Origin of the sequence: Oceanimonas doudoroffii, from assembly GCF_002242685.1 — a bacterium.
GTDB classification, from domain to species: Bacteria; Pseudomonadota; Gammaproteobacteria; order Enterobacterales; family Aeromonadaceae; genus Oceanimonas; species Oceanimonas doudoroffii.
In genome coordinates this window covers 725,862-751,151 of sequence record NZ_NBIM01000001.1, presented here as the reverse complement: position 1 = coordinate 751,151, position 25,290 = coordinate 725,862, and the positions used below count along the sequence as shown (strand labels likewise).

Here is a 25,290-nt window from a genome sequence, read left to right as displayed (position 1 = left end):
TAGGTTGTGATGAGCGGAGCGAACCACAACATAAAGCCGCCGGCGGGTTGTTGGAATTCGCTGCGCTCATTGCCAACCTACGGTTCACCTCCGGCGAATATTCCGTTGCTACTCTCCGTATTGGCGGGTTGCTTGCTCTGCCGACAACCCCGCCCAGTCTTCCGGTAACAGCCCGGCCCGCACATAACGGTGAAAACTGGAGTAGGGCCAGTCTTTTACCGCATTCACATAACCGTGTTTTACCGGGTTATAGTGAATGTAATCCATGTGATGGCGGAAATCCCTTTCGTCACGGATCAGATGTTCCCAGTAACGACGCTGCCAGATCCCCCGTTCCCTCCTGCGCTGGCGGCTGTCACTGCGCCATTCCGTGGCGGGCAGGCGACGGGAAAAACCGGACTTGATCAGGTGCCAGCGCTTGGCGTAATCGGTGTCGCCCTTGGGCAGCGTCATAAGGGCGTGCAGGTGCTCCGGCAACACGACGATGGCGTCAAGTTCAAAGGGGTGGCGGCGTTTCACCCGGCGAAAGGCTTCGCGTAATAGCGTGATGTGCTCGGTCAGCAAGGCCCGGCGCCGATCCGCCAGAGTAACCGTAAAGAAAAAGGTACCACCTTGTCGCCACATGCGCCGGTACTGCATATCCAGACCTCAGGATGGGATCAGACAAGCATAGTTGGTTGAAGCGAACCACAACAAGAAGCCGCCGGCGGGCTGTTGGAATTCGCTGCGCTTATTGCCAACCTGGCCCTTCCGGCGTTAAGGCACTTCCACTCCGAATTCCGCCAGCGCATCCACCAGGGCGATCAGCGGCAGGCCCACCAGGCTGTTGGGGTCACGGCCGTCCATGCGTTCAAACAGGCTGATGCCAAGGCCTTCGCACTTGAAGGCCCCGGCGCAGTCCAGGGCCGGCTCCTGCTCGAGGTAACGATCAATCTGTGCGGCGGTGAGTGGGCGAAAGTGCACGTGAAAGGGCTCAACCAATGCGCGGCTTTGGCCCGAGCCGATGTCGTGCAGACACAGGCCGGTATAAAAAGACACGCGCTTGCCGGCGGCGGCCAGTAGTTGCTCCCGGGCCTTTTCGATGGTGCCGGGCTTGCCCAGTAATTTGTCGCCATTCACACAAACCTGATCCGAGCCAATCACCAGGCCGTGCTGATAGTGGGCGGCCACCGCAGCCGCCTTTTGCCGTGCCAGGCGCAGGGCAAGGGCGTCGCCGCGTTCGCCGGGCAGGGGGGACTCATCGATGTCCGGGCTGTGACAGTCAAAGGTGAGCCCCAGACGTGTCAGCAGGGCGCGGCGATAAGGGGAGGAAGAGGCGAGGATCAGGGGCGGCATGGTAGCACTCCGCAGTAAATTAAAGGAAAGCGCCGATTCTAGCCCCGCAGGGCCCGGTGAGACAAATCACGCGCGGGGTAATGGCCACATTTTCCCTTTGACTCCGGGGGAGTGGCGCTATAATATGCGCGCCTTATGGAAAAGGTAAAGTTGCCCATCAAGGTAGACCCCGCTCGCTGCGCCAATAAACGCCTGGATTATCAGGGTGTTTATGCCGCAGAACTGATGCCCAGACTGGCGGAGTCGACCCAAGGTATCCATGGTGATATCGACGCATCTCTGAGCTTTGGCACCGATGCCCAGGGGCTTCGTGTGATGACGGGTCATGCCCGCGCACAGATCGCCCTTCAGTGCCAGCGCTGTAACGAGCTGTTCGACACCACCATAGAGTCCGAGTTTACGTACACGCCTTTGCGTCGAGACGCCGAGGCGCCGGAGCTGCCGGAAGCGTACGAGACGTTCGAGGCAGATGAATTCGGGGAAGTTAACCTGGTTGAGATCATTGAGGATGAACTCATTCTCGCCCTGCCGCTGGTGCCGGCTCATGAAAATGAGCACTGTGCCGAAGGCAAGTATGATCTGAGTTATGGCGACATTCCCGAAGCCGAAGAACGTCCGAATCCTTTCGCGATTCTGGAAGAATTAAAACGCAAGTAACTGATTTAGGAGTAGGTCAAATGGCCGTACAACAGAACCGTAAAACCCGTTCCAAGCGTGGTATGCGTCGTTCACACGATGCCCTGAGCACTGCCAACCTGTCTGTAGACCAGACCACTGGCGAAACTCATCGTCGTCACCACGTGACTGCCGATGGTTTCTACCGTGGCCAGAAGGTAATCGCCAAGTAAGGGTTGCCTCTTGCCGCAGCTGACCGTTGCGCTTGATATGATGGGGGGCGATTTCGGCCCTTCAGTTACAGTGCCTGCCGCCGCGCAGGCACTGTCGCTTCTGCCCGACCTCAAGCTGATGTTGTTCGGGTCCCGGACGGCGCTTTCCCCCTGGCTTGAACGCCACCACCTGAGCTCCCATCCTCGAGTGCAGGTGCACTATTGCACCCAACAGGTCACCAATGAGCACAAGGCCGGTTACGCCCTGCGTCACCTGACCGATTCGTCCATGCGGCAGGCCCTTGAGGCCCTGGCCCGGGGCGAGGCCCAGGCGTGCGTGAGTGGCGGCAACACCGGCGCCCTGATGGCACTGGCGTTGCGGGTGGTGCACACCCTGCCGGGCGTGGCCCGGCCGGCGCTGATCACCCGTCTGCCCCAGGCCGGCGGCGGTCATGCGTTGTTGCTCGATTTGGGCGCCAACGTGTGCTGTGATGCCGGTCAGCTGGTACAGTTCGCGCTGATGGGCGATGCGGTGGCACGCCATGTGCTGTCGCAGTCGCGTCCTCGCGTGGCGCTGCTGAATGTGGGCGCCGAGGCGAACAAGGGCAACGATGCCGTGCGCCAGGCGGCCCGCCGCCTGAAGGAGTTGCCCGAGCTGCACTATACCGGTTATGTGGAAGGGGATGATCTCTTTACCGGCAAGGCCGATGTCATTGTCTGTGACGGCTTCGTCGGTAACGTGGCGCTCAAAACCAGCGAGGGTGTGGCCCGGCTGCTGCTGGGGGCAGGTAAAAAGCGGGGCTTCTGGTGGAAACTGCTCGCTTTCTGGGTAAAACGGCGACTTTCTCATCTGAACCCAGACCAGTATAATGGCGCCAGTCTGATAGGATTGCGTTCCAGTGTGGTAAAAAGCCACGGGAGCGCAGGATCACCCGCCTTCTTGAATGCGATTCTGCAGGCCGTTGCCGAGATCGAGCACGGGCTACCTGCCAGAATTGCGCATCGTTTCGATACTGCCCCTCAGGACAGTCACGCAAGATAACGCCTATGAACAGTAAAATTTTGGGAACCGGCAGCTACCTGCCACAGGATGTGCGTACCAACGCCGACCTGGAACGCATGGTTGAAACCAGCGACCAGTGGATTGTAGAGCGCACCGGCATTCGCGAGCGCCGCATTGCCGGTGCCGAAGAAACCGTGGCCACCATGTCTTACGGCGCCGCCCTGCGCGCCCTGGAAGCCGCCGGTATCGAAGCCGGCCAGCTCGACATGATAGTGCTGGCCACCACCAGTGCCGACAATGCCTTTCCGGCCGCCGCCTGTGAAGTGCAGGCCATGCTGAATGTGCCCGGCATTCCGGCCTTTGACCTTGCCGCCGCCTGCGCCGGCTTCAGCTACGCCCTGAGCGTGGCGGATCAGTTCATCAAGAGCGGTCAGGCCCGTCACGTGCTGGTGATTGGTGCCGACGCCCTGTCGCGCATGTGCGATCCGGAAGACCGCTCCACCATTATTCTCTTTGGCGACGGCGCCGGTGCCGTGGTGCTGGGGGCCAGCGAAGAGCCGGGCATTCTGTCCACCCACCTGCATGCCGACGGCGCCTACGGCGAGCTGCTCAAGCTGCCACACCGTCAGCGTGGCGTGACCGGCACCGAAATGGATGCCTACATGCACATGAAGGGCAACGAAGTGTTCAAGGTGGCAGTAAGCCGTTTGAGCGACATCGTGACCCAGACCCTCGCAGCCAACGGCATCGACAAGTCGGAACTCGACTGGCTGGTTCCGCATCAGGCCAACTACCGTATTATCAACGCCACCGCCCGCAAGCTGAACATGCCCATCGAGCGCGTCATTCTGACCCTCGACAAGCACGGCAACACCTCGGCGGCCAGTGTGCCCATCGCCCTGGATGAAGGGGTGCGCGACGGTCGCATTCAGCGCGGCCAGCTGGTGCTGCTGGAAGCCTTTGGCGGCGGTTTTGCCTGGGGCTCCGCCCTGGTACGTTTTTAAGAGGAATTACCATGTCTTTTGCCATTACCTTTCCCGGTCAGGGCTCCCAGACCGTGGGCATGCTGGCCGATGTGCTGGCCAATCACGACATCGTGAAAGCCACCTTTGCCGAGGCCTCCGATGCCCTGGGCTATGATCTGGCCGCCCTGGTGCTGAACGGCCCGGCGGAAGAGCTGAACAAAACCTGGCGCACCCAGCCGGCGCTGCTGACGTCCTCCGTGGCCCTGTACCGCCTGTGGCAACAGCAGGGCGGGGCAGAGCCCGCCATGATGGCCGGTCACAGCCTGGGCGAATATTCCGCCCTGGTGTGCGCCGGTGTGCTGAGCCTGGCCGACGGCGTCAAGCTGGTTGAGCTGCGCGGTAAACTGATGCAGGATGCCGTGCCCGAAGGCACCGGTGCCATGTCCGCCATTATCGGCCTCGACAATGACACTATTATTGCCAACTGCGAAAAGGCCGCCGAAGGCGACGTGGTGTCAGCGGTCAACTTCAACTCCCCGGGTCAGGTGGTGATCGCCGGCAACAAGGCCGCGGTAGAGCGGGCCAATGCCCTGATGAAGGAAAGCGGTGCCAAGCGTGCGCTGCCGCTGCCGGTGAGCGTGCCCTCGCACTGCGCGCTGATGAAGCCCGCCGCCGACAAGCTGGCCGAGACGCTTGGCGCCATGAGCTTTAACGCCCCGGCCGTGCCCGTGATCAACAACGTGGATGTCAAGCCCGAGACCGATCCCGCCGCCATTAAAGATGCCCTGGTGCGTCAGCTGTACAGCCCGGTGCGCTGGACCGAAACCGTGGAAACCATGGCCGAGCAGGGCGTGACCCTGGCGCTGGAAGTGGGGCCGGGCAAGGTGCTTACCGGCCTGGCCAAGCGCATCGACAAGCGGGTGGAAGGCCTGGCGGTCAACGACGACGCCAGCCTGGAAAAGGCCCTGACCGCAGTTAACGGTTAATCGCTTTATGACGTGAAGCACGGCTTCATGTAAAACCCCTGGTAAAGAGTGGCGGGCGTCACTAACCTGACCCATCGTTAATGCCCGCCCTGTTTGCAGTCTAAGGAGTGAATATGAGTTTTTCCGGTAAAGTAGTCCTGGTGACCGGTGCCAGCCGTGGCATCGGCCGGGCCACCGCCGAACTGTTTGCTGAGCGTGGCGCCACCGTGATCGGCACCGCCACCAGCGAAAAGGGTGCCGAGGCGATCAGCGCCTATCTGGGCGACAAGGGTGCCGGCCTGGTGCTGAACGTGACCGATTCTGCGTCCCTCGAAGCCACTCTGGCCACCATCAAGGAGCGCTTTGGTGACATCGACGTGCTGGTCAATAACGCCGGCATCACCCGGGACAACCTGATGATGCGCATGAAGGACGAGGAGTGGCAGGACATTATCGACACCAACCTCACCTCGGTATTCCGCCTGTCCAAGGCGGTGCTGCGCACCATGATGAAAAAGCGTTTTGGCCGCATTGTGACTATCGGCTCAGTAGTGGGCACCATGGGCAATGCCGGCCAGGCCAACTACGCCGCCGCCAAGGCGGGCCTGATTGGCTTCAGCAAGTCCCTGGGCCGCGAAGTGGCTTCCCGTGGCATTACCGTGAACGTGGTGGCCCCCGGTTTTATTGAAACCGACATGACGCGCGCATTGAATGACGAGCAACGAGCCGGTATCTTGTCACAGGTTCCGGCTCAGCGCCTGGGCGACCCCAAAGAGATTGCATCCGCCGTTGCCTTTTTGGCGTCGGATGAAGCCGGTTATATTACCGGCGAAACGCTGCACGTTAACGGCGGCATGTACATGGTGTGATGAAAATCACGGCAGTTGGCACCTGTTTGGCGGAAAATGCGGCGTTTTTCGTATGAATTCTGGTTAGACCAGCCCCAAACAGGCTTGCAAACCACCGTTATTTTAATACACTACCGCAACGACACGCACTTGCGTATTTCTAAAGGAAAATACTGGTCATGAGCAACATCGAAGAACGCGTAAAGAAAATCATCGTAGAACAACTGGGCGTTAAGGAAGAAGAAGTAAAGTCTGAAGCTTCCTTCGTTGATGATCTGGGCGCGGATTCCCTGGACACCGTTGAACTGGTAATGGCTCTGGAAGAAGAGTTCGATACCGAGATTCCTGACGAAGAAGCGGAAAAGATCACCACCGTTCAGGCTGCGATCGACTACATCAACGCCAACCAGGAATAACAAACCTGTACCGGAGTGGCGCCCGCCACTTCGGTTTTTTTCTTGTTTCAAATCCCATTCGGAGGCGCTCCTGTGTCCAAACGCAGAGTCGTGGTGACTGGCCTCGGTATGCTCTCTCCTGTTGGAAACTCGGTCGATGCCAGCTGGCAGGCCCTGCTGGCAGGTCAAAGCGGCATTTCCAATATCGAGCACTTTGATACGACCGATTACACCACCAAGTTTGCCGGCCTGGTCAAGGATTTTGACCCGGAAGCGCATGGCATTGCCAAGAAAGAAGCCCGCAAGATGGACCTGTTCATTCAGTACGGTATCGCGGCAGGCCTGCAGGCCTTTGCCGACTCCGGACTGGAGATCAACGACACCAACGCCGATCGCGTGGGTGTATCCATCGGCTCCGGCATTGGCGGCCTCGGTCTTATCGAGCAGAACCACACCAGCCTGATGAACAGCGGCCCGCGCAAGCTGAGCCCGTTCTTTGTGCCGTCCACCATCATCAACATGGTGTCTGGCCATCTGTCGATCATGAAGGGACTGCGTGGTCCCAACATCGCGGCCACCACTGCCTGTACCACGGGTACGCACAGCATTGGTCTGGCGGCACGCATGATCGCCTACGGCGACGCCGACGCCATGCTGGCCGGCGGCACCGAAAAGGCCTCCACGCCCATGGGCATGGGTGGCTTTGCCGCCGCCCGCGCGCTCTCTACCCGCAACGACGATCCGCAAAAGGCCAGTCGTCCGTGGGACAAGGAGCGTGATGGCTTTGTGCTGGGTGATGGTGCCGGTGTGGTGATGCTGGAAGAATACGAGCACGCCAAGGCCCGTGGCGCCACCATTTATGCCGAGCTGGTCGGTTTTGGCATGAGTGGCGATGCGCACCACATGACTGCGCCGCCCGACGACGGCAGCGGTGCCGCCGCCGCCATGGCCAACGCCCTGCGCGATGCCCAGCTCGATCCGGCACTGGTGGGTTACATCAACGCCCACGGCACTTCCACCCCCCTGGGGGATGTGGCCGAGCTGAAGGCGGTGAAGAAGGTGTTTGGCGAGCACGCCGGCAAGGTGCTGGTGAGCTCCACCAAATCGATGACCGGTCACCTGTTGGGTGCCGCCGGTGCCATTGAAGCCATCATTACCGTGCTGGCCCTGCGCGATCAGGTTGCGCCGCCCACCATCAACCTGGACAACCCGGATGATGAGTGCGATCTGGATCTGGTGCCGCACCAGGCCAGAAAGGCCGACTTTGAGTATGCGCTGTCCAACTCCTTTGGGTTTGGCGGCACCAATGGCTCATTGATCTTCAAACGCATATAATGGCCTTTTGGTCAGACAAAGCCCGGCCATGTGCCGGGCTTTTTTTATGAAATAACCATGCACTACATTCATCATTCACAGGAGCCGGCGCTGGCCCGGGGCTGGCAGCTCGGCGACGGCCACTTCACCACCATGCATGCGCGGCGGGGCCGCGTGCGCTTGTGGTCGCTGCACAAGGCGCGGCTGGTGGAGGCCTGCCGCCGACTGCACATGGCCGAGCCCGACTGGGCCGCCATTGACGCCGAGCTGGCGGCGCTGCCGGACGAGGGCGATCGCGTGGTGCGCCTGACCCTGTTGCGCGGACCCGGCGGCCGGGGTTACGGTATTGCCGGCTGCGGCGCCACCACGGTGGCTCTGAATGTGTCGCCCTTTCCCGCCCACTATGTCACCTGGCGCGAGCAGGGCATTGCCCTCGGCCTGTGTGAGGGACGCCTGGGCAGCTCACCACTGCTGGCGGGGCTGAAAACCATCAACCGGCTGGAGCAGGTGCTGCTCAAGGCCGAGCTTGACGCCCAAGGGCTGGCCGAGGGGGTGGTACTGAACGAGGCGGGCAGGGTGATGGAGGCGGTGACCGCCAACCTGTTCTGGCGCCGAGGCGACGATATTTATACCCCAGAGCTGGCCATTGGCGGTGTGCACGGCACCCTGCGCCGCTGGGTGATGACCGAGCTGGGCGAACGGGTACAGCAGACAAGTGCGCCCCTTGCGGCGCTGCAACAGGCCGACGAAGTGTGGCTGACCAATGCCCTGATGGGCCTGGTGCCGGCACGCTCGGTGGCCGGGCACGACCTTGGCGGCGACTTTTCCATGACGAGAGCACTGCAACAACGATATGAGCAAATTGATTAAAGGGCTGAAGGCCGCCGTGCTGGCGGCCACCCTGGCGGGTGTTGGGCTGGCCGGATATGGCTACCACCAGTGGCAACGGCTGGAAAGCCTGACCATCACGCCGGGGGAGCACCCGCTGTTTGTGGTGCACCGCGGCGAAACCGCGCTGCAACTGACCGGCCGGCTCAGCCCGGAGCTGCCCCTGCTGCACCGCCGGCTGTGGCTGAAGCTGCACCCGGAGCTGGCGGCGGTGCGCCAGGGTACCTACAAGCTGGATGAAGACACCAGCCTGCGTGAGGCGCTGACCAAATTCGTCAACGGCGACGTTTATCGCCTGAACGTGACCCTGGTGGAAGGCCTGCGTCTGTCCGACTGGCAGGCCCGTCTCGCCGGGGCGGAATATCTGGAGCAGACCCTTGAGGGCGTGAGCGAGGCGGAGCTGGCCGAACGGCTGGGCGCCAAGCGCGACAAGCTCGAAGGCCTGTTCCTGCCCGAAACCTACAACTACACCCCCGGCGACAGCGACCTGGACGTGCTTGAGCGCGCCTATGGCCATATGCAGGACTTTCTGACCGAGGCCTGGGAAAACCGCGAGCCCAATCTGCCCATCGACACGCCCTATGAGGCGCTGATCCTGGCCTCCATCATTGAAAAGGAAACCGGTGTGGCCGACGAGCGGCCCATGATCGCCTCTGTGTTTGTCAACCGGTTGCGCCGGGGCATGCGGCTGCAGACCGATCCCACGGTGATTTACGGCATGGGGGAGGACTATGACGGCAATATTCGCAAACGCGATCTGCAGACCCACACGCCCTACAACACCTATGTGATCAGCGGCCTGCCGCCCACGCCCATTGCCATGCCCAGCAAGGAGGCGATTCGTGCGGCGCTGAACCCGGCCGAGAGCAAATATTACTATTTTGTGGCCATGGGCGAAGACGGCCGCCATTACTTTTCCAAAACGCTGCGCGAGCACAACAACGCGGTGCGTCGCTACATATTGAACAGGTAAGGTAAGCCATGAGCCGTTTTATTGTGATTGAAGGCCTGGAAGGCGCCGGCAAAAGCACGGTGCAGCGCCACGTGGTGAGCTGGCTCGAGGCGCGCGGCCATACCGTGATGACCACCCGTGAGCCGGGCGGCACGCCGCTGGCGGAAAAAATGCGCGCCCTGGTGAAGGAAGTGCATGACGAGCCGCTGACCATGGAAGCCGAATTGCTGCTGATGTATGCCGCCCGGGTGCAGCTGGTGAAAAACCGCATTCAGCCGGCGCTGGCGGACGGCATCTGGGTGGTGGGAGACCGGCACGATTTGTCTTCTCAGGCTTATCAGGGGGGCGGCCGGGGCATTGATGCCGGCCTGATTACCCAGATCAAGCAGGCGGTGCTGGGGGAGTTTAAACCGGATCTTACCCTGTATCTCGACATCGACCCCGCCCAGGGGCTGACCCGGGCCCGCAGCCGGGGCGAGCTGGACCGTATTGAGTTGGAAAACCTCGACTTTTTCGAGCGCACCCGCGCCCGTTACCTCGAACTGGCCAAGGCCGATTCCAACTGCGCGTTGATTGACGCTTCCGGCAATGAGCAGGAAGTGAAAGACCGCGTGCTGGCCTGCCTGGAGCAGCGACTGTGCACCACTGGCTGATCCCGGTGTGGCAGCCGCTGCTGCAGGGCGTGCGCGAACGCCGGCTTGGCCATGCGCTGCTCATCAAGGGCATGGCCGGGCTGGGCAAGCGCGAGCTGGCCGGCAAACTGGCTACCGCCTTGTTATGCCAACATACAAATAATGCCCCTTGCGGCATGTGCCACGCCTGTGAGCTGACCGCCGCCGGCAGCCATTCCGATCTGCATGTAGTGGGTCGGGAAGGGCGCAGCATTGGCATTGACGCCATTCGCGAACTCGGCCGCATCATGAGCGAAAGCGCCCGCCTGGGCCATGGCAAGGTCGCCATTATCGAGCGGGCCGAGCTGATGACCGAGGCCGCCGCCAATGCCCTGCTGAAAACCCTGGAAGAGCCGGCGGGGCAGGCCACGCTGATTCTGGTGTCGTCGCAGCCCGAGCGGTTGCTGCCGACGCTGACCAGCCGCTGCCAACAGTGGCTGGTGCCGCTGCCCGACACGCACTCCGCCCTTTCCTGGCTTAATGAGCAGGGAGTAACCGCCACCCCGGCGGCGCTGAGCGTGAACCAGGGCTCGCCGCTGCAAACCCTGGAATACCTGCAGGCCGGTGCCGACGACAAGCGCCTGACCCTGCTGGGTGAGCTGGTAAGCTTGGGCGAAGCGCCTGCCGGCTTGCCTCAAGTGCAGGCCCGCCTGCTGGAGCAGCCGGTGCACCTGGTGTGGGTGCAGTTGTTGCTGCAGGATGCCCTGCAAACCGCCCTGGCGGTAAACGCGCCGCTCAAGCTGGATGATTGCCGCGAGCAAAGTGTACGCTTGGCGCGGCTGGGGCCGATTGCACTGCATGAGCTCGGCAGTGAATTGCTGGAGCTGCGCCGGCGGTTGCAGCCGGGGCAGGGCAGGCCGATGAATGCCGGGCTGCAACTGGGCCAGTGGCTGCGTCGCCTGCAGCAGGCCTTAACCCATTCCTGACATGACTGAACACGTTTTACTGGAGCCGATTTTGCTGGTTGATTCCCATTGCCACCTCGACAAACTTGATTACGGCAAGAAACACAAATCCATGGACGAGGCCATTGCCAAGGCCGCCAACCGCGGCGTGAACCACATGCTGTGCATTGGCGTGGGGCTGTCGTCCTTTCCCGACATGCTGAAGGCCGTTGCGCCTTACCCTCAGGTGTTTGCGTCTTGCGGCGTGCATCCGCTGCACCAGGGCGACGAGCAAAACGATCCGGCGTTGCTGCGGGAGCTGGCATCGCACCCGTCCGTGGTGGCCATTGGTGAAACCGGGCTGGACTACTTCTACGCCCCGGAAAGCGCCGAGCTGCAAAAGCGCTCCTTTGAGCAACATGTGCAGGTGGCGGTAGAGCTGAACAAGCCGTTGATCATTCACACCCGTAGTGCCCAGGAAGACACCCTGGAGATTTTGCGCAAGGGTTGCGCCGACAAGGTGGGCGGTGTGCTGCACTGCTTTACCGAATCCCTGGAGATGGCCGAGGCCGCCATGGAGCTGGGCTTTTACATTTCCATCTCCGGCATTGTGACCTTTCGCAGCGCCGACGCCCTGCGGGAAGTGGTCAAGGCCCTGCCGCTGGAGCGTCTGCTGGTGGAAACCGACTCTCCCTGGCTGGCCCCGGTGCCGTTTCGTGGCGAAGAAAACGAGCCCGCCTACACCCGCACCGTGGCCGAATTTGTGGCCGAGCTCAAGGGCGTGCCCTATGAAGACGTAGCCCGGCAAACCACCGCCAACTTCTTTGAGCTGTTTAAACTGGCAAAGCCGGTGAAGTGAGGGGTAAGGTATTCCTCGTTCCCATGCCCAGCGTAACGCATACCGCCAAACGGGCATAACGGCGGTTTGACCGTAGGTTGTGATGAGCGAAGCGAACCACAACATGAAGCCGCCGGCGGATTGTTGCAATTCGCTGCGCTCATTGACAACCTACTGCCAATCACCAATCACCAATCACCAATCACCAATCACCAATCCCAAGTTCCTAATCCCCGAGCCTACGCTTCCAGCTTCACTCCCGCTCTTCTATAGTAAGCTCTGTTCCATTTGTATCTGAGGTGAAACACGTGCTTGCCTGGCATCTTTGGCTGATTGCCGCCCTAATTCTGTTACTTGCCGAGCTGCTTGGCACCGGTTTCTTCGCCTTTGCCATGGGGCTGGCTGCCCTTGCCGCCATGGTGGCGGCCCTGTTAGAGGTGGGCGCCACCGGCCAGTGGTTTGCCTTTGCCCTGGCCACCGCCGTGCTGGCCCCGCTGCTGAAAAAAGTCTTTCGTGAATTTGCCCCGTCACGCCGGCAAAGTGGCCTGGCCGGGGAAAGCCGTCATCAAACCGGCACCCTGGTGCGCCATCATACCGGTGAGCTGCGCCTGAAGCTGGAAGGGGATCTGTTTATGGTGCGCAGCCAGAACGGTGCCGAGCTGAAAGAAGGCGAGCAGGTCGAGATTGTCCGTTTCGACGGCATTACCGCCATCGTCAAACGGCCGGAATAACGCCAACCAACAAGTTTCAAAAACCATAAGGGGAGTGTGCTCATGGATGTGATGTTGATAATTGCCCTGGTGTTTACCGTGCTGGTACTGGCACTGGTGATAAAGGGCCTGATGATAGTGCAGCAGTCGGAAGCGGTGGTGATTGAGCGTCTGGGCAGCTACCAGAAAACCCTGAGCCCGGGCATCAACTGGATTATTCCCTTTGTCGACAAGCCCCGCTCGATCAAGGTGCGCCGCTACCAGCCCATTGACGGCGAGAATGTGGCGGTAGTGATGGAAGAAACCCGCATCGATCGCCGTGAAACCGTGCTCGACTTTCCCGGCCAGTCGGTGATCACCGCCGACAACGTGAGTGTGACCGTGAACGGCGCGCTGTATTTTCAGGTGATTGACCCGGAGCGGGCCGTGTATCAGACCGAGAACCTGATCCAGGCCATTGAAATTCTGGCCAAGACCTCGCTGCGCTCCGAGGTGGGCAAGATGGAGCTCGACAAGCTGTTTGAATCCCGTCAGGAGATCAACGACAAGCTGCAGATCGTGATGGATGAAGCCGGCAACAAGTGGGGGGTAAAGGTGACCCGGGTCGAGATCCAGGACATCATGATCCCCGCCGAAGTGGAAGACGCCATGCGCAAGCAAATGGCCGCCGAGCGGGAGCGCCGTGCCCTGGTGCTGCAGGCCAACGGTGAGCGGGAAGCCGCCATCGCCCGGGCGGAAGGGGAAAAGCGTTCCAACATTCTGGTGGCGGAAGGCGAAAAGGAAGCCGCCATTCTCATGGCCGACGGCCAGCGCCAGGCCATTGACCAGGTGCTCGCCGCCGGCGGCGACCGGCTCGATCCGCAAATGGTGGTGGGCTACCTGCTCGGCCTGGAATACCTGAAAACCCTGCCCGAGATCGGCAAAGACGGCGATCGCATCTTCCTGCCCTATGAGGCCAGCAGCGTGCTCGGCGCCGTGGGCAGCATAGAGGCCCTGCTCAAGGGCAAGGTGCAGTAAGGAGAGGTGATCATCATCACCCCCGCGAAGGCGGGGGGCCATGGCCCTTGAGCCGATTATTTGCCATAATCGGCTCATATTTTGATTCGATTAGGTAGGTTATTCGGCTCATGTACATCTGGCAACGCGAGCAATGGCCTCATTTTCGCTGGGATGAAACTGTTCTCAGAGAGACCCTTGATGACCTACGTCTGATGCAGGGGCGCCTGCTGGGAAGAACCGAGACGGCACCGGCACAGACCGATCTTGAAGTGGAGATGGATGCGCTAATCCAGAATGCCATTCGTACCAGCGAAATTGAAGGAGAGCACCTGGACGTGGGGTCGGTACGATCTTCAGTGGCTCGCCAGCTCGGTTTAAATCAGGCAGGCATGGCCGGCAGAACAACCCCGGAGTCTGAATCTCTGGTTGCCCTGTTGCTGGAAGCCATCCATCAACCTGAGCAGCCATTGTCCCGTGAACAACTTTGCCGCTGGCAAGCACAGCTGTTTCCTGCAGAAGGGATTCTCTCCCGTATTCTGATTGGCGAATTGCGGGGTGAGCACCCGATGCAGGTAGTTTCCGGACGAATGGACAATCCCAAAGTACATTTTGAGGCGCCCCCCCGACAGGGGCTGGAGCAGCAGCTGGACGCCTTTATTCACTGGTTCAATCATCCGCCGGCAGGTCTGGATCCGCTTCTTCGGGCGGGTATTGCTCACTTATGGTTGATCACGCTGCACCCCTTTGATGACGGTAACGGGCGGGTGACACGGGCCGTTACCGACAGGGCGTTGGCGCAGGCCGAGGCCCGCTCCGTACGTTTTTATTCCCTGAGTGCCGCCATTATGTCGCGACGTAACGGTTATTATGATCACCTTGAGCACACCCAGAAGGGCAGTCTCGACATTACACCCTGGCTGGCCTGGTTTCTGGATACGCTGAAAGCGGCACTACAACAAGCGTTGGGGCGTGTTGATCGGGTGCTGGAAAAAGCGCGCTTCTGGCAGCGGCATGCCACCACGCTGCTTAATGAACGGCAGGTCAAGGTGCTTAACCGGCTGCTCGACACCGTGGGCGAAGAGTTTGAAGACGGCATAAACGCGCGTAAATATCAGTCGCTGGCCAAGGTGAGCAAGGCAACGGCGACCCGGGATCTGGCCGATCTGGTAGAGAAAGGGTGTTTGTACAGCCTGCCGGGCGGCGGGCGTAGCAGTCGTTATGGCCTGAACCTGTAATATTAAGGCAAGGTTAAACATATCAGAAGTCCCTGAGCCGAATAACCTGCGTATTCGGCTCGCTATCTGAGCCGATTAGTACGTTTTATTCGGCTCAGCCACTCGCTTTCTTCAATTCGTCATTCAAACTTTACCTGCCTTTCACTTTTGCTTTCTACAGTGGACCTTTTTCAATGGGATGCAGAGGGTGGAATGAAACGACGCGACTTTCTTCAGGGCATGGCGGTACTGGGTGGTGGCCTGCTGCTGAGCAAAACCCCGGCCATGGCGGCCGGCGGTCGGCCCAGCCAGCAAAGCGGCATTCAAATTGGCGACGTGCTTGCCAACAGCGCCATTGTGTGGGGCCGCAGCGATCGGCCGGCGCGCATGTGGGTGGAGTGGAGCACCGCCCCAAGCTTTGACCAGGCCAACCGCGTGCGCGGGCCCTGGGCGCTGTCGCCCAGCGACTTTACCAGCCGAGTGGAGCTCACCGGCATGCCCGCCGGCCGCCGCATTCATGTGCGGGTGGGCTACAGCGATGCCGGCAATGGCGAGTTCTCGGAGTGGGTAACGGGCAGCTTTATGACCGCTCCCGTGGCCGCCGGGCCGGTGCGCTTTTTGTGGTCCGGCGACACCGCCGGCCAGGGCTATGGCATTAATCCCGAGATGGGCGGCATGAAAATTTACCGCACCATGGCCGAGCAGCAGCCCGACTTCTTTGTGCACAGCGGCGACAACATCTATGCCGACGGCGCCATTCCCGAGCAAATTGAAGTGGAAGACGGCAAGATCTGGAAAAACCTGGTTACCCCCGAGGTGAGCAAGGTGGCCGAAACCCTCAACGAATTCCGTGGCCGTTACCGCTATAACCTGATGGACGAGAACGTGCGGTTGTTTAACAGCCGAGTGGCGCAAATATGGCAGTGGGACGATCACGAAGTGGTGAACAACTATTCCGCTTCAAAGGATCTGAGCGGCGACGCCCGCTACCAGGTTAAAAGCACCACGCTGTTGCAGGCCCGTGCCACCCGCGCCTTTTTCGATTACGCCCCCATCCGTCGCAGTGGCCCCGAAGGCAGCGAGCAGATCTATCGCAGCCTGCCCTTTGGCCCGCTGCTCGACCGCTTTGTGCTCGACATGCGCTCTTACCGTGGCCCCAACAGCGCCAACCTGCAAACCCGGGAAGGGGAAGACACCGCTATTCTCGGCAGCACTCAGGTAGACTGGCTGCTGGCCCGGCTCAAGGCCTCCAACGCCACCTGGAAGGCGGTGTTCTGCGACATGCCCCTGGGCCTGCAGGTGGCCGACGGCGATAAGTGGGAAGCGGTAGCCAATGGCGATCACGGCCCTGCCAAAGGCAGGGAGCTGGAGATTGCCCGATTGCTCAAGGGCATTAAGGATGCCGGCATTAACAACGTGGTGTGGTTTACCGCCGATGTGCACTACACCGCCGCCCACTATTACGACCCGGCCAAGGCCAGCTTTAACGACTTTGCGCCCTTCTGGGAATTCGTATCCGGCCCGCTGAATGCCGGCAGCTTTGGCCCCGGCAAGCCGGACGACACCTTTGGCCTGCAGGTGGTATATGAGAAATCACCCACCACTCAGAACCAGTCGCCCCTGGCCGGCCTGCAGTTCTTTGGCCAGGTGGATATAAACCCAGAAAGCCGCGTCATGACCGTGACACTCAAGGATCTCAATAACCAAACCTTGTTCACCAAGGTGCTGCAACCCGCCTGATGCTACCTTGAAACACACCGGCCCATATAGCGGGCCGGTGTCCTGCATAAAGTCGTTCGCGCTGCTGACCGGGACGTGAAACACTATCCTTGTCTGGCCCTGTAACTCCGCCGGCAAGGAGGACGACATGCATATCGGCTTGCTGAGCATCACCTTTTCTCTGCCGGGCTGTGGCTCGTTAAAGGAAAAACGCCAGCGCATGGGAGGCATGCACGAACGGTTCGGGCGCAACCCGGCGGTGGCCGTGTGCGAGAGTGGCGAACACAACAGTCACGATGCCAGTGAATGGTCATTTGTGGTGGTGGCGGCCTCACGCCGGGAGGTGGAATCGCTGTGTAGCCGCATTGAAGACAAGATAAAGTGCACCGTGGAAGCGCGCATCATCAGCGTTACCCGCGAATTCCTGTAGGAGCCTTATGAAAAAGATACGAATAGATATTGTTTCCGATATTGCCTGCCCCTGGTGTGCCATTGGCTATGCCCGGCTGGCGAAGGCCATGGAACGGCTGGCGCCCGCGTATGAATTCAGCGTGCAGTGGAAGGCATTTGAACTGAACCCGGATCACACCGGGCAAGGGGAGCCCATTTTGCCTGCCCTGGCCAGAAAATACGGCCGCAGCGAGCAGGAGATGCACGACAACCAGCAGCGCATGCAGGCTATAGCCACCGCGCTTGGCCTCAACTTCGCAAAAATACAGGAACGGCTAACCTGCAATACCTTTGATGCCCACCGGCTGGTGAAGTGGGCAGGGGAGTGGGGCCGACAAACCGCCATGAAACAAGCCCTGTTCGAGGTGTATTTTGGCAAGGCGATGGATGTGTCTGATCACACCGTGCTGCTGAGTTGCGTGCAAGCACTGGGGCTGGACCCGGCAAAAGCCAAACAGGTGCTGGACTCGGATCAATACGCCGACCTGGTGCGGGAAGAAGAAGCCACTTACCGGCAGGCCGGGGTAACTTCCGTGCCCGCCTTTATTATCAATAGCCAGTATCTGATTGCCGGCGCCCAGGAGCCCGATGCCCTGGTGCAGGCACTGCAAGAGATTGGCGCCGAATTCGCCTGAATACGCTCGTTATCCAAAAACGGCCCGCAGTGCGGGCCGTTTTTGTATGGGTCTCAATTGAAATAATCTGCCAGCGCGTCAAAATAGGTCGCAAATTTACAGAGCTGCAATCAGGATGATCGCCTGCAAGGTCCGGCGGTAGCGTGGATGCCGTTCGGAGTGTGTATCTGGTTACTGTTTATCTGCACTGGCAAGAAAGTCGAGCGGGCTGTGTGTGCCGGCAAAGTGCTGACCGATCACATGGGTGTAAATCTGAGTGGTACGCACATCGCTGTGGCCAAGCAGCTCCTGTACCGTTCTGATATCGCGGCCGCTTTCAAGCAAATGCGTGGCAAAGGAATGGCGAAATATGGCAACTGATGCGCTTGTTGCAGATGCCGGACTGACGAACTGCCGCTTTAAGCGCCCTGCGAGGCACCGAGTCATGCAGGTGATGACGGCAAACTACGCCGGTAACGGGATGTTTGCACAGGCTGACGGATGGGAAAACAAACATCCAGGCCGGTTGACGATAGGCATTGGGGTATTTTTTGCCAATGGCGTAAGGCAGTGACGGGCCAACACCTTTCAGGTTATCTGCTTGTTGAATCGACAAGGCACTTTCTATCTGCCGGTGCAGCATGCCGTGAAGCTGCTGGCTTAACATGCTCTTTCTGTCTTTGTTGCCCTTGCCATTACGCACGGTAACAGAGCCGTCGTTAGAGCCAATGTCCTGCACTCTGAGCCGCAGGCATTCGGTGATTCTGAGGCCGCTGCCATACAGCAATGAAAAGATCAGCCGGTTGCGTTCATCCAGTTGTTTGAGGATTAAGGCGACTTCAGCCTGAGTAAGCACCACGGGAAGGCGGCGATACTGAGTGGCATGGTGAAAATCCAGCTCGCCAAGCTCGATGTTCAGTACCTTGTGATACATAAATGCCAGGGCATTGAGAGCGGTTTTCTGCGTGTTGACGGCAACATGACAATCGGCGGCCAGCCAGGTAAGAAAGTTGCGCACCTCCGGTGCACCCATGTCGGCTGGATGTCGCAATCGATGAAAGCGAATAAACCGTTTGATCCAGTGCAGGTAGGTTTTTTCGGTGCGCAAGCTGTAGCCACCCAGGCGCAGCTCCCGGCGAATGCGATTCAAAAACGGACTGGTAGCCATGCTGTTACCCACCCCATGTTAACTGTATAAGTATACAGTATATTGCGGTCTGTGAGATTTGCATGCGCGTTATCAACAGAGCGTGCTCGTGTACAGCAGCAAGATGGACTAAAGGTCATTAAAATCAATGAATTATATCGCGGTGACGAAGATAACGAGCAAAGCTGTGTAGATATTGAGCATGCTTAGTTTGATCATGGAGTAATTACTCTAAAAGAGATAAAATGATTGTATAATCAGGATTTTATAAAGTTTACTGAGAGTGGGTGTCTGAACATATATGAGCACGCTCACTATTAAAATGTTAAGCGCCAAGGTGCACGTAGCAAGGATAATGTATGAGCCAAACAGAAATAGTTATACTGGCAAACTCAGTTAAGCATGGACAGCATTGCGTGGCTGGCAAGTGTATGAATACCGGCAGATGGATTAGACCTGTGTCCAATGCACAAGGTGCCGAGTTAAGTCATGAGCAAGCAAAATATCAAAATCCATACGGTACGTATGGAGTAAAACCACTTCAAAAAATCCGAATGGGATTCTCACAACATGTTCCGCTTCCACATCAGCCGGAAAATTATCTGATAGACGGCAACCTGTGGCAGCAAAACTATTCTATTGGACTAGGGGATCTGCCCAACTATCTTGACCAACCTGTTGACATATGGGGGCAGGATAATAGAGTACAGCATGCTCTAATTACTTCTGGATTTTATAATGTTCCTCAATCGCTTTACCTCGTTCAAGTGGAAGGGCTTATCCTCTATAATACAGACGACGGTAAGAGGAGAGCATCTTTTACTTATAACGGGATCGCGTATGATCTAGCTGTGACTGATCCAAAATTTGACGAAATAGTAAGAGATAATCGCGAAGTTAACCAAATTCTTTGTATAAGCCTTGGGGAAGAGTATCAAGGGTATTGCTACAAGCTTGTAGCCACAGTTTTCTGAGGTTGTAATGGATATTTATACTATCGGATTTACTCAAAAAAATGCTGAAAAATTTTTTAAATTTCTGAGGGTTTCTGGTGTTAAAACACTTGTCGATGTTCGCTTAAATAATGTATCGCAATTAGCAGGTTTCGCAAAAAAAGACGATCTTAAGTTCTTTCTGAAAGAGCTGTGCGGGGCTGAATATATTCATTCACCAGAGCTTGCGCCAACTAAAGATATTTTAAATGCGTACAAAAAAGGGGAAATGCCTTGGAACGTTTACGAGGATAAGTTTCTAAATCTTATGGCGCAGCGAAATATTGAGAAATCGATTAAGTCAGAATTGCTAGATCATGGGTGCTTGCTATGCAGCGAGCATGAACCACATTTTTGCCACAGAAGGCTAGTTGTCGAGTACCTTAATGAACATTCAAATCTAAACCTCAAAGTGAAGCATTTATACTGATGGCTATTGTTCTAATTCTTTATCCGAAGGCCTTTAATTGCTACTCGAAGTTCTCTCGGAAAGTAGGAAAAATAATTTCGAGCTTAGACAAGGTTTCTTTGGTATGTCCTGCCGATCCCAACGGGTTCGTTCAGAAATTCTGTGATGAGCGGCCTGATGAAATACAAAGTAAAGAACTTTTTGATTGGCAAAATGAAAATATAACCCACGCGATAGTTTTTGATGATGGTGAAGAATTTCCGATGGAAACTCAAAGGTTGCGATCTGTCGGGTTGCCCATGCGGGTCGTGAATATTTCAATAACGCGCGTTATAAATATAAAAATAGACACTGAATACCAAGCAAAAAAAAGTACGCCAAACTATGAGTATATCGGGAGAGGATCATACTGGGGTAATCCTTATTCAATGTATGAAGAAGGTGATGATCGCGAAGAAGTTATTCGAAAATTTAAGTATGACTTCGATTACGAAAAGTTTCCAAATAAAGAAAAATCAGAAGTGTATAAATTGGCAGGAAAGCGATTGGGCTGCTTTTGTAAACCGCACGCATGTCACGGTGATGTTCTTGCAGATTTTTTGAATTCATGGGATGACGGAAAGTAAACGCTTAACAAAGCGCTGCTACGGAAAATTTACTCGCTGGCGCTCCTAAATTTCCGCAGAGCGCGGCGTTAGGCAGTCATTAGAGAAAGCATGAAGGGTTATGGATTTCAGAGAACAATATAAAAAATGGCTTGAACCGACTGATGATGCACCTCCCACATGGTACCGAAAAAGGGGCTATGCATTTGAGGAAATACTTAAAAGCTGTTTAGAGCATGAGCAACTAGATCCTCGCGCAAGTTATAAAGCCGAAGGAGAGCAGATTGAAGGATCATTCTTTCTCGATGGCAGTGTTTTTCTGGCTGAAACTTTTTTGCCTCATTAAGCTAGTAGTTACCTTGTTTAAACCTGTTTTACATAACACTTTCGTAATACTCTGTTTGACTTTATGAAAGCCCCAAATTTAATGTTGCTCTTAACTTATTGTTGCTATTGATTTTATTTCACTTTCTGATGAAAGGTTTTGTTTAAATCACTTTTGAGTAAAAAAATGGAATTACGAAGTGTTCTAACTGATTTGAGAAAGTTTGTTGAAGATGAACATAGAGCAAACTATGAAAAGCTGTATGAAGTCTGGGAGAAACCGCTCACCCAAAAACTTACAAAAGGTGAGTCTCAACAAATTCGTTATGTCCGAAAAGAAGGTAAAAATCACCTGTTTGTTACTTTGGGCCAAAATGAGTCGAGATTTCGTGAAGGGGACATGATATGCCTTCATTTGGGGGAGCCGAGCAGAAAGAGGCATGTACAGCAAGGTACCATCGAAGCAGAAAATGAAGATGAGTGGTTGGTTCGAGTTCATCAAATAGATGATGAAATGCTTCAGGAGATTAGTTCCGGTTGTTATGCTGATCCAGACACGATGGATCTAAAACCATTTTATGATAAAGCATTGGATGAAATAGCTGAATCCAAGCGAGGTAGGGAAATAGTACTACCGTTGCTGGCAGATAAGTTGGATACAGGTTTGATCTTTGAAGATGATTACGATGAAGCCGCTGACTTTGCCGAAAAGTGTGGTTTAAATGAGCTTCAAGCGGATGCTGTGGGTAAAGCTGTTGCCGCTAAGTACCTAGCTTGTATACAAGGGCCTCCCGGGACCGGAAAAACGAAAGTAATCAGTCTGATTGCAAAGTTATTGGTAGAGCAAGGTCAACGAGTATTTATGACGTCACATACTCACATGGCAATAAACAATGCCCTTAATAAGATTGCTGGTGAAAACGTTCCAGTGATCAAAGTTGGAGCAAGAGGTTGTACTAAGGGCCTTGATAAGAGTGTTAAGCATTTTGAATATGGCGATGATTGGGAGAACAAACCGGATTCTGGGTACGTAATTGGTGCAACTCCTTTTGCAACGTGTAGTGCAAGGTTAGAGCAATATGACTTCGATACAGTCATTTTCGATGAAGCAAGTCAAATCACTCTTCCATTAGCAATTATGGCAATGAGAAAGGCGAAGCGATTTATATTTGTTGGTGACCACAAGCAATTACCTCCAGTAGTACTTTCGGCCTCTGTTCTGGATGATTGCTCCATCTTTTCGCGGATGATATCTGGTAACCCTGATGTTTCAGTGATGCTTAGTCAAACATACCGTATGTGTCACGCGCTATCTAGCTGGCCTAGTCAAATTTATTATTCTGGGCGTTTAGTCTCGGCTGGCCCCAATGCTACACGCACTTTCAATCTGCCTAATCAGCCTCAAAAGTATGCTGAAGTCTTATCTACTGAATCTCCCTTTGTGTTTATTAAGTCTCCCGCAATAAATGCGCGAAATGTTAATAGGCTTGAAGCTGAACTTGTAGTTGAACTTATTGAAACTGCAATTGAATCAGGATTGAGTGCTGGTGAGATAGGTGTAGTAACGCCATTTAGGAGCCATGCTAAAGCTTTGAAATCTCGACTAGCAGATAGGAAAGGTATTTTTTCTTCGGAGACTATTGTTACTGATACAGTTGAAAGAATGCAGGGGCAAGAAAGAGAAATGATCATTATTTCTCTTTGTTCTACAGATCCTCAGTATATAAGTGCTATCGCTGAGTTCTTTTTTCAAGCTGAACGTTTAAATGTAGCGATCACTCGTCCACAAACAAAACTGATATTAGTTGGTCCTGAGATCTCCAGTTCTTTTCTCCAAGAGTCAAATGACGAGAGCTTACTCAAAAGAGTTGAGGAATATCGTTCTTTGATTAACTCAGGATATAAATATAATAATTAGGAAATGTTATGGCACAGATGGAATCAATTACGGGCTTAGATCGTAAGGTTAGAAGGCATTTTAAAAAAGTTCTAAGTAGATTGTCAGACGAATTCATTGTCCGAGAACCATTACTGGATGAATCAAAAATTGCATCAATCGTACTGGAAGGGCCTTGTAAAAGTTGGTTGATGATTGGTTGGCACGAAAAGTGGCCAAATGAAACTGAGCTTGCTAAATGGAGGCGATTCAATTCAGCTTTACTGTCTAAGGGATATCAACCAATCAAGTATCTTGCTGTAGTTGAAGAAGATTTGAAACACAAGGCAACAAGTGAGGAACAGGCTGATAGATTCATCCATATCCTCGACCAAAAGGGCTTTTACATAGACGGTGAGAAGAATATTGTTGACCTTTTGACAGAGTCTCCGCTTGAACAGTACAACTGGGTAAAAAAGACAATTTTCCCTGAGTCAGCAATCCATTCGCAATGTACGACGAGGAGGAGCGTTTCAAGAGTAGATAATAGAGCTAGTCTACAACAGTTTTTCTTAGATTATGATCAAGAATTGGCAACTCGTTTTGACATGCTTGAACAAGTTGATTCTAGCGAAGAACGTCAAGATGATTTCTCTGTAAGACTTATTAATGGGGTTGCTGGTAGTGGGAAAACATTGATCTTGATAAATCGTGCTATAGCATTTTGTAAAAAGCATCCCGATAAGAAAGCATTACTCGTTATTCATAACAAGCCGGTCACTTCAGATATTAAGCATAGATTTGAAGAGTGGTTAGGCGGAGCCCCTTCGAACCTGAAGATCGAGACATTTCATCAATTTGCTCTCAATCAACAGAAGAAAGTTTCTAACAATTGTAGGCTCACCCCATTATTTGGCGACAAAGCTGTAGAGCCCCTTCGTGCCCAAATCCTTTGTGATATCAATGAGAGCTACACTCAATTGAAGTTAACTGATGGGCAGATCTGGTCTGAGTTAGAGTACATCAATGAATATCTGATAAAAGATGAGAATGAATATTTAGAGTATGAGCGTCAAGGCAGAGGCTTTGCTCTTCAGAAGTCGCAGCGTGTGCATATTTGGAAACTCTACGAGATGGTAGTTCAGGCAATGTCTAGTCCTAAAGGATATTTACCAAGCCTTTATGTTAAGGACTTAGCTTTACTCGAAGATACCACTGGGTTGGAAAAGTTTGATCATATTTTGGTCGATGAGGCTCAGTTCTTTGCGCCTTCTTGGCTCCAACTAGTTAAGATGTCGTTAATTTCAAATGGTGCAATATTTCTGTGTGCGGACCCTAACCAAGGCTTTCTAAAGAGTCGATTGAGCTGGAAAAGTGTTGGTTTCAATGTTCGAGGGCGAACAAAACGGCTCAATTATTCATATCGCACCACTTATGAAATTATGGTTGCTGCGAATACATTGATCGAAGGTATTGAAGATGATGCTGATGATTTTGTAAAGCCGGATTTAGAAAAAATGGAGAGAGGGGTAAAACCTCAGATAATCTATAGTCATACTCTTCAAGATGAAAAGACACGTTTTTTAAATGAGTTAAGTGAATGTTGTAGATCCGACGATATACCTCTTCAGCAAATCATGGTGCTTTGCAGTGGTAGCTATAGTCCTTGGAGCCTTAAACGCGATATTGAGAACACTCTAGGTAAAGGAACTGTGGTTAACTGCAATGACTGGAAAGACATTAAAGATAATATTGGTGGGAAAATCCGTCTTATGAGTATTAACAGCTGTACAGGAATGGAATCAGGAGTGACATTCGTTCTTGGGGCAGGTGAGCTGATGAATCAAGCCAAGAATATTGATTTAGATGATACTGAAAGAGAGCTCGCTCAACAAGAATCCCTTAGAAAACTTTATGTCGCAATGACTCGAGCCGGACAAAGACTGGCCTTATTTAGTACCGAGAAACTGCCTGAACGGGTACATGAACATGTAGAGGTTTCTGGCGCGTCATTAGATTGATTAGTAAGGAGGATTCAATCAGGTCTAATGTCCTGCAAACGCCGGTTATATAGATGAGCGCTGTTAAATGGTTAGTAAAGTAATGGGGTTCTATGCACCACAACTTGTTTAAGCAGATGGGTATGAAGTGCCTGGTAACCCCTGGTGTGAAGTGTTCGCTGACCTGCATAATCCAGCGTGCCATAGTGGTTCGGGAGAGTTCGATACTCGATTGTTCAAACAGGCTTTCCTGACGGTAATGATCTGAACCATCGATACTGGACGCACTGAATAGCCACCTGGACTGCGATTTTCAAGTTACTGGAAAAAGTTTCAGTGAAACTCT

27 protein-coding genes and 2 pseudogenes are annotated in these 25,290 nt (G+C 55.0%); 25 read left to right on the top strand and 4 right to left on the bottom strand.

Annotation, left to right across the window (positions count from 1 at the left end):
* Positions 1–108: 108 nt before the first annotated feature.
* Together B6S08_RS03475 and B6S08_RS03470 are read right to left on the bottom strand one after the other, a co-directional pair.
* The gene (locus tag B6S08_RS03475) at positions 109–639 is read right to left on the bottom strand and encodes an REP-associated tyrosine transposase (protein ID WP_094199372.1); all 531 of its coding nucleotides are present in this window, start codon (positions 637–639) and stop codon (positions 109–111) included.
* Positions 640–756: 117 nt separating this feature from the next.
* Positions 757–1,335, bottom strand: a complete 579-nt coding sequence (locus tag B6S08_RS03470) for a Maf family protein (protein ID WP_094199371.1) — start codon at positions 1,333–1,335, stop codon at positions 757–759.
* Between the two features lie 135 nt (positions 1,336–1,470).
* Between B6S08_RS03470 and yceD the strand changes: the two genes are divergently transcribed.
* From yceD to B6S08_RS03375, 19 genes are all read left to right on the top strand, one after another.
* Complete coding sequence (gene yceD / locus B6S08_RS03465; RefSeq protein ID WP_094199370.1) at positions 1,471–1,992, top strand: 23S rRNA accumulation protein YceD; 522 nt, start codon at positions 1,471–1,473, stop codon at positions 1,990–1,992.
* Positions 1,993–2,012: 20 nt separating this feature from the next.
* On the top strand, positions 2,013–2,183 hold the full coding sequence (gene rpmF / locus B6S08_RS03460) for a 50S ribosomal protein L32 (RefSeq protein WP_014292445.1): 171 nt from the start codon (positions 2,013–2,015) through the stop codon (positions 2,181–2,183).
* Positions 2,184–2,193: 10 nt separating this feature from the next.
* Complete coding sequence (gene plsX / locus B6S08_RS03455) at positions 2,194–3,204, top strand: phosphate acyltransferase PlsX (RefSeq protein WP_094199369.1); 1,011 nt, start codon at positions 2,194–2,196, stop codon at positions 3,202–3,204.
* 5 nt (positions 3,205–3,209) lie between these two features.
* Entirely contained in the window at positions 3,210–4,169 is a 960-nt protein-coding gene (locus B6S08_RS03450; protein WP_094199368.1) for a beta-ketoacyl-ACP synthase III, read from the top strand.
* Positions 4,170–4,180: 11 nt separating this feature from the next.
* The gene (fabD, locus tag B6S08_RS03445) at positions 4,181–5,116 is read left to right on the top strand and encodes an ACP S-malonyltransferase (RefSeq protein ID WP_094199367.1); all 936 of its coding nucleotides are present in this window, start codon (positions 4,181–4,183) and stop codon (positions 5,114–5,116) included.
* A 113-nt stretch (positions 5,117–5,229) separates the two neighbouring features.
* Complete coding sequence (fabG, locus tag B6S08_RS03440; protein ID WP_094199366.1) at positions 5,230–5,964, top strand: 3-oxoacyl-ACP reductase FabG; 735 nt, start codon at positions 5,230–5,232, stop codon at positions 5,962–5,964.
* Between the two features lie 158 nt (positions 5,965–6,122).
* Complete coding sequence (gene acpP, locus B6S08_RS03435) at positions 6,123–6,359, top strand: acyl carrier protein (protein WP_014292450.1); 237 nt, start codon at positions 6,123–6,125, stop codon at positions 6,357–6,359.
* Positions 6,360–6,431: 72 nt separating this feature from the next.
* A complete protein-coding gene (gene fabF / locus B6S08_RS03430; protein WP_094199365.1) occupies positions 6,432–7,673 on the top strand; it encodes a beta-ketoacyl-ACP synthase II in 1,242 nt (413 codons plus the stop codon).
* A gap of 57 nt (positions 7,674–7,730) precedes the next feature.
* Positions 7,731–8,522, top strand: a complete 792-nt coding sequence (pabC, locus tag B6S08_RS03425; protein WP_094200529.1) for an aminodeoxychorismate lyase — start codon at positions 7,731–7,733, stop codon at positions 8,520–8,522.
* A complete protein-coding gene (mltG, locus tag B6S08_RS03420) occupies positions 8,506–9,513 on the top strand; it encodes an endolytic transglycosylase MltG (RefSeq protein WP_094199364.1) in 1,008 nt (335 codons plus the stop codon). Before pabC ends, mltG begins: the two co-directional genes overlap by 17 nt.
* Positions 9,514–9,521: 8 nt before the next feature.
* Positions 9,522–10,145: a dTMP kinase gene (gene tmk / locus B6S08_RS03415; protein ID WP_094199363.1), complete on the top strand. Its 624-nt coding sequence runs from the start codon at positions 9,522–9,524 to the stop codon at positions 10,143–10,145.
* The gene (gene holB / locus B6S08_RS03410; RefSeq protein ID WP_094199362.1) at positions 10,130–11,089 is read left to right on the top strand and encodes a DNA polymerase III subunit delta'; all 960 of its coding nucleotides are present in this window, start codon (positions 10,130–10,132) and stop codon (positions 11,087–11,089) included. Before tmk ends, holB begins: the two co-directional genes overlap by 16 nt.
* Before the next feature lie 28 nt (positions 11,090–11,117).
* On the top strand, positions 11,118–11,906 hold the full coding sequence (locus tag B6S08_RS03405; protein ID WP_211284192.1) for a TatD family hydrolase: 789 nt from the start codon (positions 11,118–11,120) through the stop codon (positions 11,904–11,906).
* Between the two features lie 287 nt (positions 11,907–12,193).
* The gene (locus B6S08_RS03400) at positions 12,194–12,616 is read left to right on the top strand and encodes an NfeD family protein (protein ID WP_094199360.1); all 423 of its coding nucleotides are present in this window, start codon (positions 12,194–12,196) and stop codon (positions 12,614–12,616) included.
* Between the two features lie 42 nt (positions 12,617–12,658).
* Positions 12,659–13,612 carry an SPFH domain-containing protein gene (locus B6S08_RS03395; protein ID WP_094199359.1) on the top strand — a complete coding sequence of 318 codons (954 nt, stop codon included), beginning with the start codon at positions 12,659–12,661 and terminating at the stop codon, positions 13,610–13,612.
* A 110-nt stretch (positions 13,613–13,722) separates the two neighbouring features.
* Positions 13,723–14,829, top strand: coding sequence for a Fic family protein (locus tag B6S08_RS03390; protein ID WP_094199358.1), 1,107 nt, complete (start codon positions 13,723–13,725; stop codon positions 14,827–14,829).
* A 192-nt stretch (positions 14,830–15,021) separates the two neighbouring features.
* Positions 15,022–16,548 (top strand): alkaline phosphatase D family protein, encoded by a 1,527-nt coding sequence (locus B6S08_RS03385; protein ID WP_094199357.1) that lies wholly within the window; start codon positions 15,022–15,024, stop codon positions 16,546–16,548.
* Positions 16,549–16,675: 127 nt separating this feature from the next.
* Positions 16,676–16,957 carry a DUF503 domain-containing protein gene (locus B6S08_RS03380; protein WP_094199356.1) on the top strand — a complete coding sequence of 94 codons (282 nt, stop codon included), beginning with the start codon at positions 16,676–16,678 and terminating at the stop codon, positions 16,955–16,957.
* A 7-nt stretch (positions 16,958–16,964) separates the two neighbouring features.
* Positions 16,965–17,612 (top strand): DsbA family oxidoreductase, encoded by a 648-nt coding sequence (locus B6S08_RS03375; RefSeq protein WP_094199355.1) that lies wholly within the window; start codon positions 16,965–16,967, stop codon positions 17,610–17,612.
* 171 nt (positions 17,613–17,783) lie between these two features.
* On the opposite strand, the pseudogene B6S08_RS03370 reads toward B6S08_RS03375, so the two are convergent.
* Positions 17,784–18,759, bottom strand: a pseudogene (locus tag B6S08_RS03370) (integron integrase).
* A gap of 338 nt (positions 18,760–19,097) precedes the next feature.
* On the opposite strand from B6S08_RS03370, the gene B6S08_RS03365 reads away from it, so the two are divergent.
* The 6 genes from B6S08_RS03365 (at position 19,098) to B6S08_RS03345 (ending at position 24,965) form a co-directional block, all read left to right on the top strand.
* Complete coding sequence (locus B6S08_RS03365; protein ID WP_094199354.1) at positions 19,098–19,712, top strand: dual OB domain-containing protein; 615 nt, start codon at positions 19,098–19,100, stop codon at positions 19,710–19,712.
* 7 nt (positions 19,713–19,719) lie between these two features.
* Positions 19,720–20,160: a DUF488 domain-containing protein gene (locus tag B6S08_RS03360; protein WP_094199353.1), complete on the top strand. Its 441-nt coding sequence runs from the start codon at positions 19,720–19,722 to the stop codon at positions 20,158–20,160.
* A complete protein-coding gene (locus B6S08_RS03355; RefSeq protein WP_094199352.1) occupies positions 20,160–20,765 on the top strand; it encodes a DUF4326 domain-containing protein in 606 nt (201 codons plus the stop codon). The genes B6S08_RS03360 and B6S08_RS03355 overlap by 1 nt, the downstream gene beginning before the upstream one ends.
* 100 nt (positions 20,766–20,865) lie before the next feature.
* Positions 20,866–21,090, top strand: coding sequence for a hypothetical protein (locus B6S08_RS18180; RefSeq protein WP_141202172.1), 225 nt, complete (start codon positions 20,866–20,868; stop codon positions 21,088–21,090).
* A gap of 138 nt (positions 21,091–21,228) precedes the next feature.
* Positions 21,229–22,986 (top strand): DEAD/DEAH box helicase, encoded by a 1,758-nt coding sequence (locus B6S08_RS03350; RefSeq protein ID WP_211284146.1) that lies wholly within the window; start codon positions 21,229–21,231, stop codon positions 22,984–22,986.
* An 8-nt stretch (positions 22,987–22,994) separates the two neighbouring features.
* On the top strand, positions 22,995–24,965 hold the full coding sequence (locus tag B6S08_RS03345) for a UvrD-helicase domain-containing protein (protein ID WP_094199350.1): 1,971 nt from the start codon (positions 22,995–22,997) through the stop codon (positions 24,963–24,965).
* A gap of 80 nt (positions 24,966–25,045) precedes the next feature.
* Here the strand turns inward: B6S08_RS03345 and B6S08_RS18175 are convergent.
* Positions 25,046–25,203: pseudogene (locus tag B6S08_RS18175) on the bottom strand (IS66 family transposase); the annotation flags it as partial.
* Between the last annotated feature and the right edge of the window lie 87 nt (positions 25,204–25,290).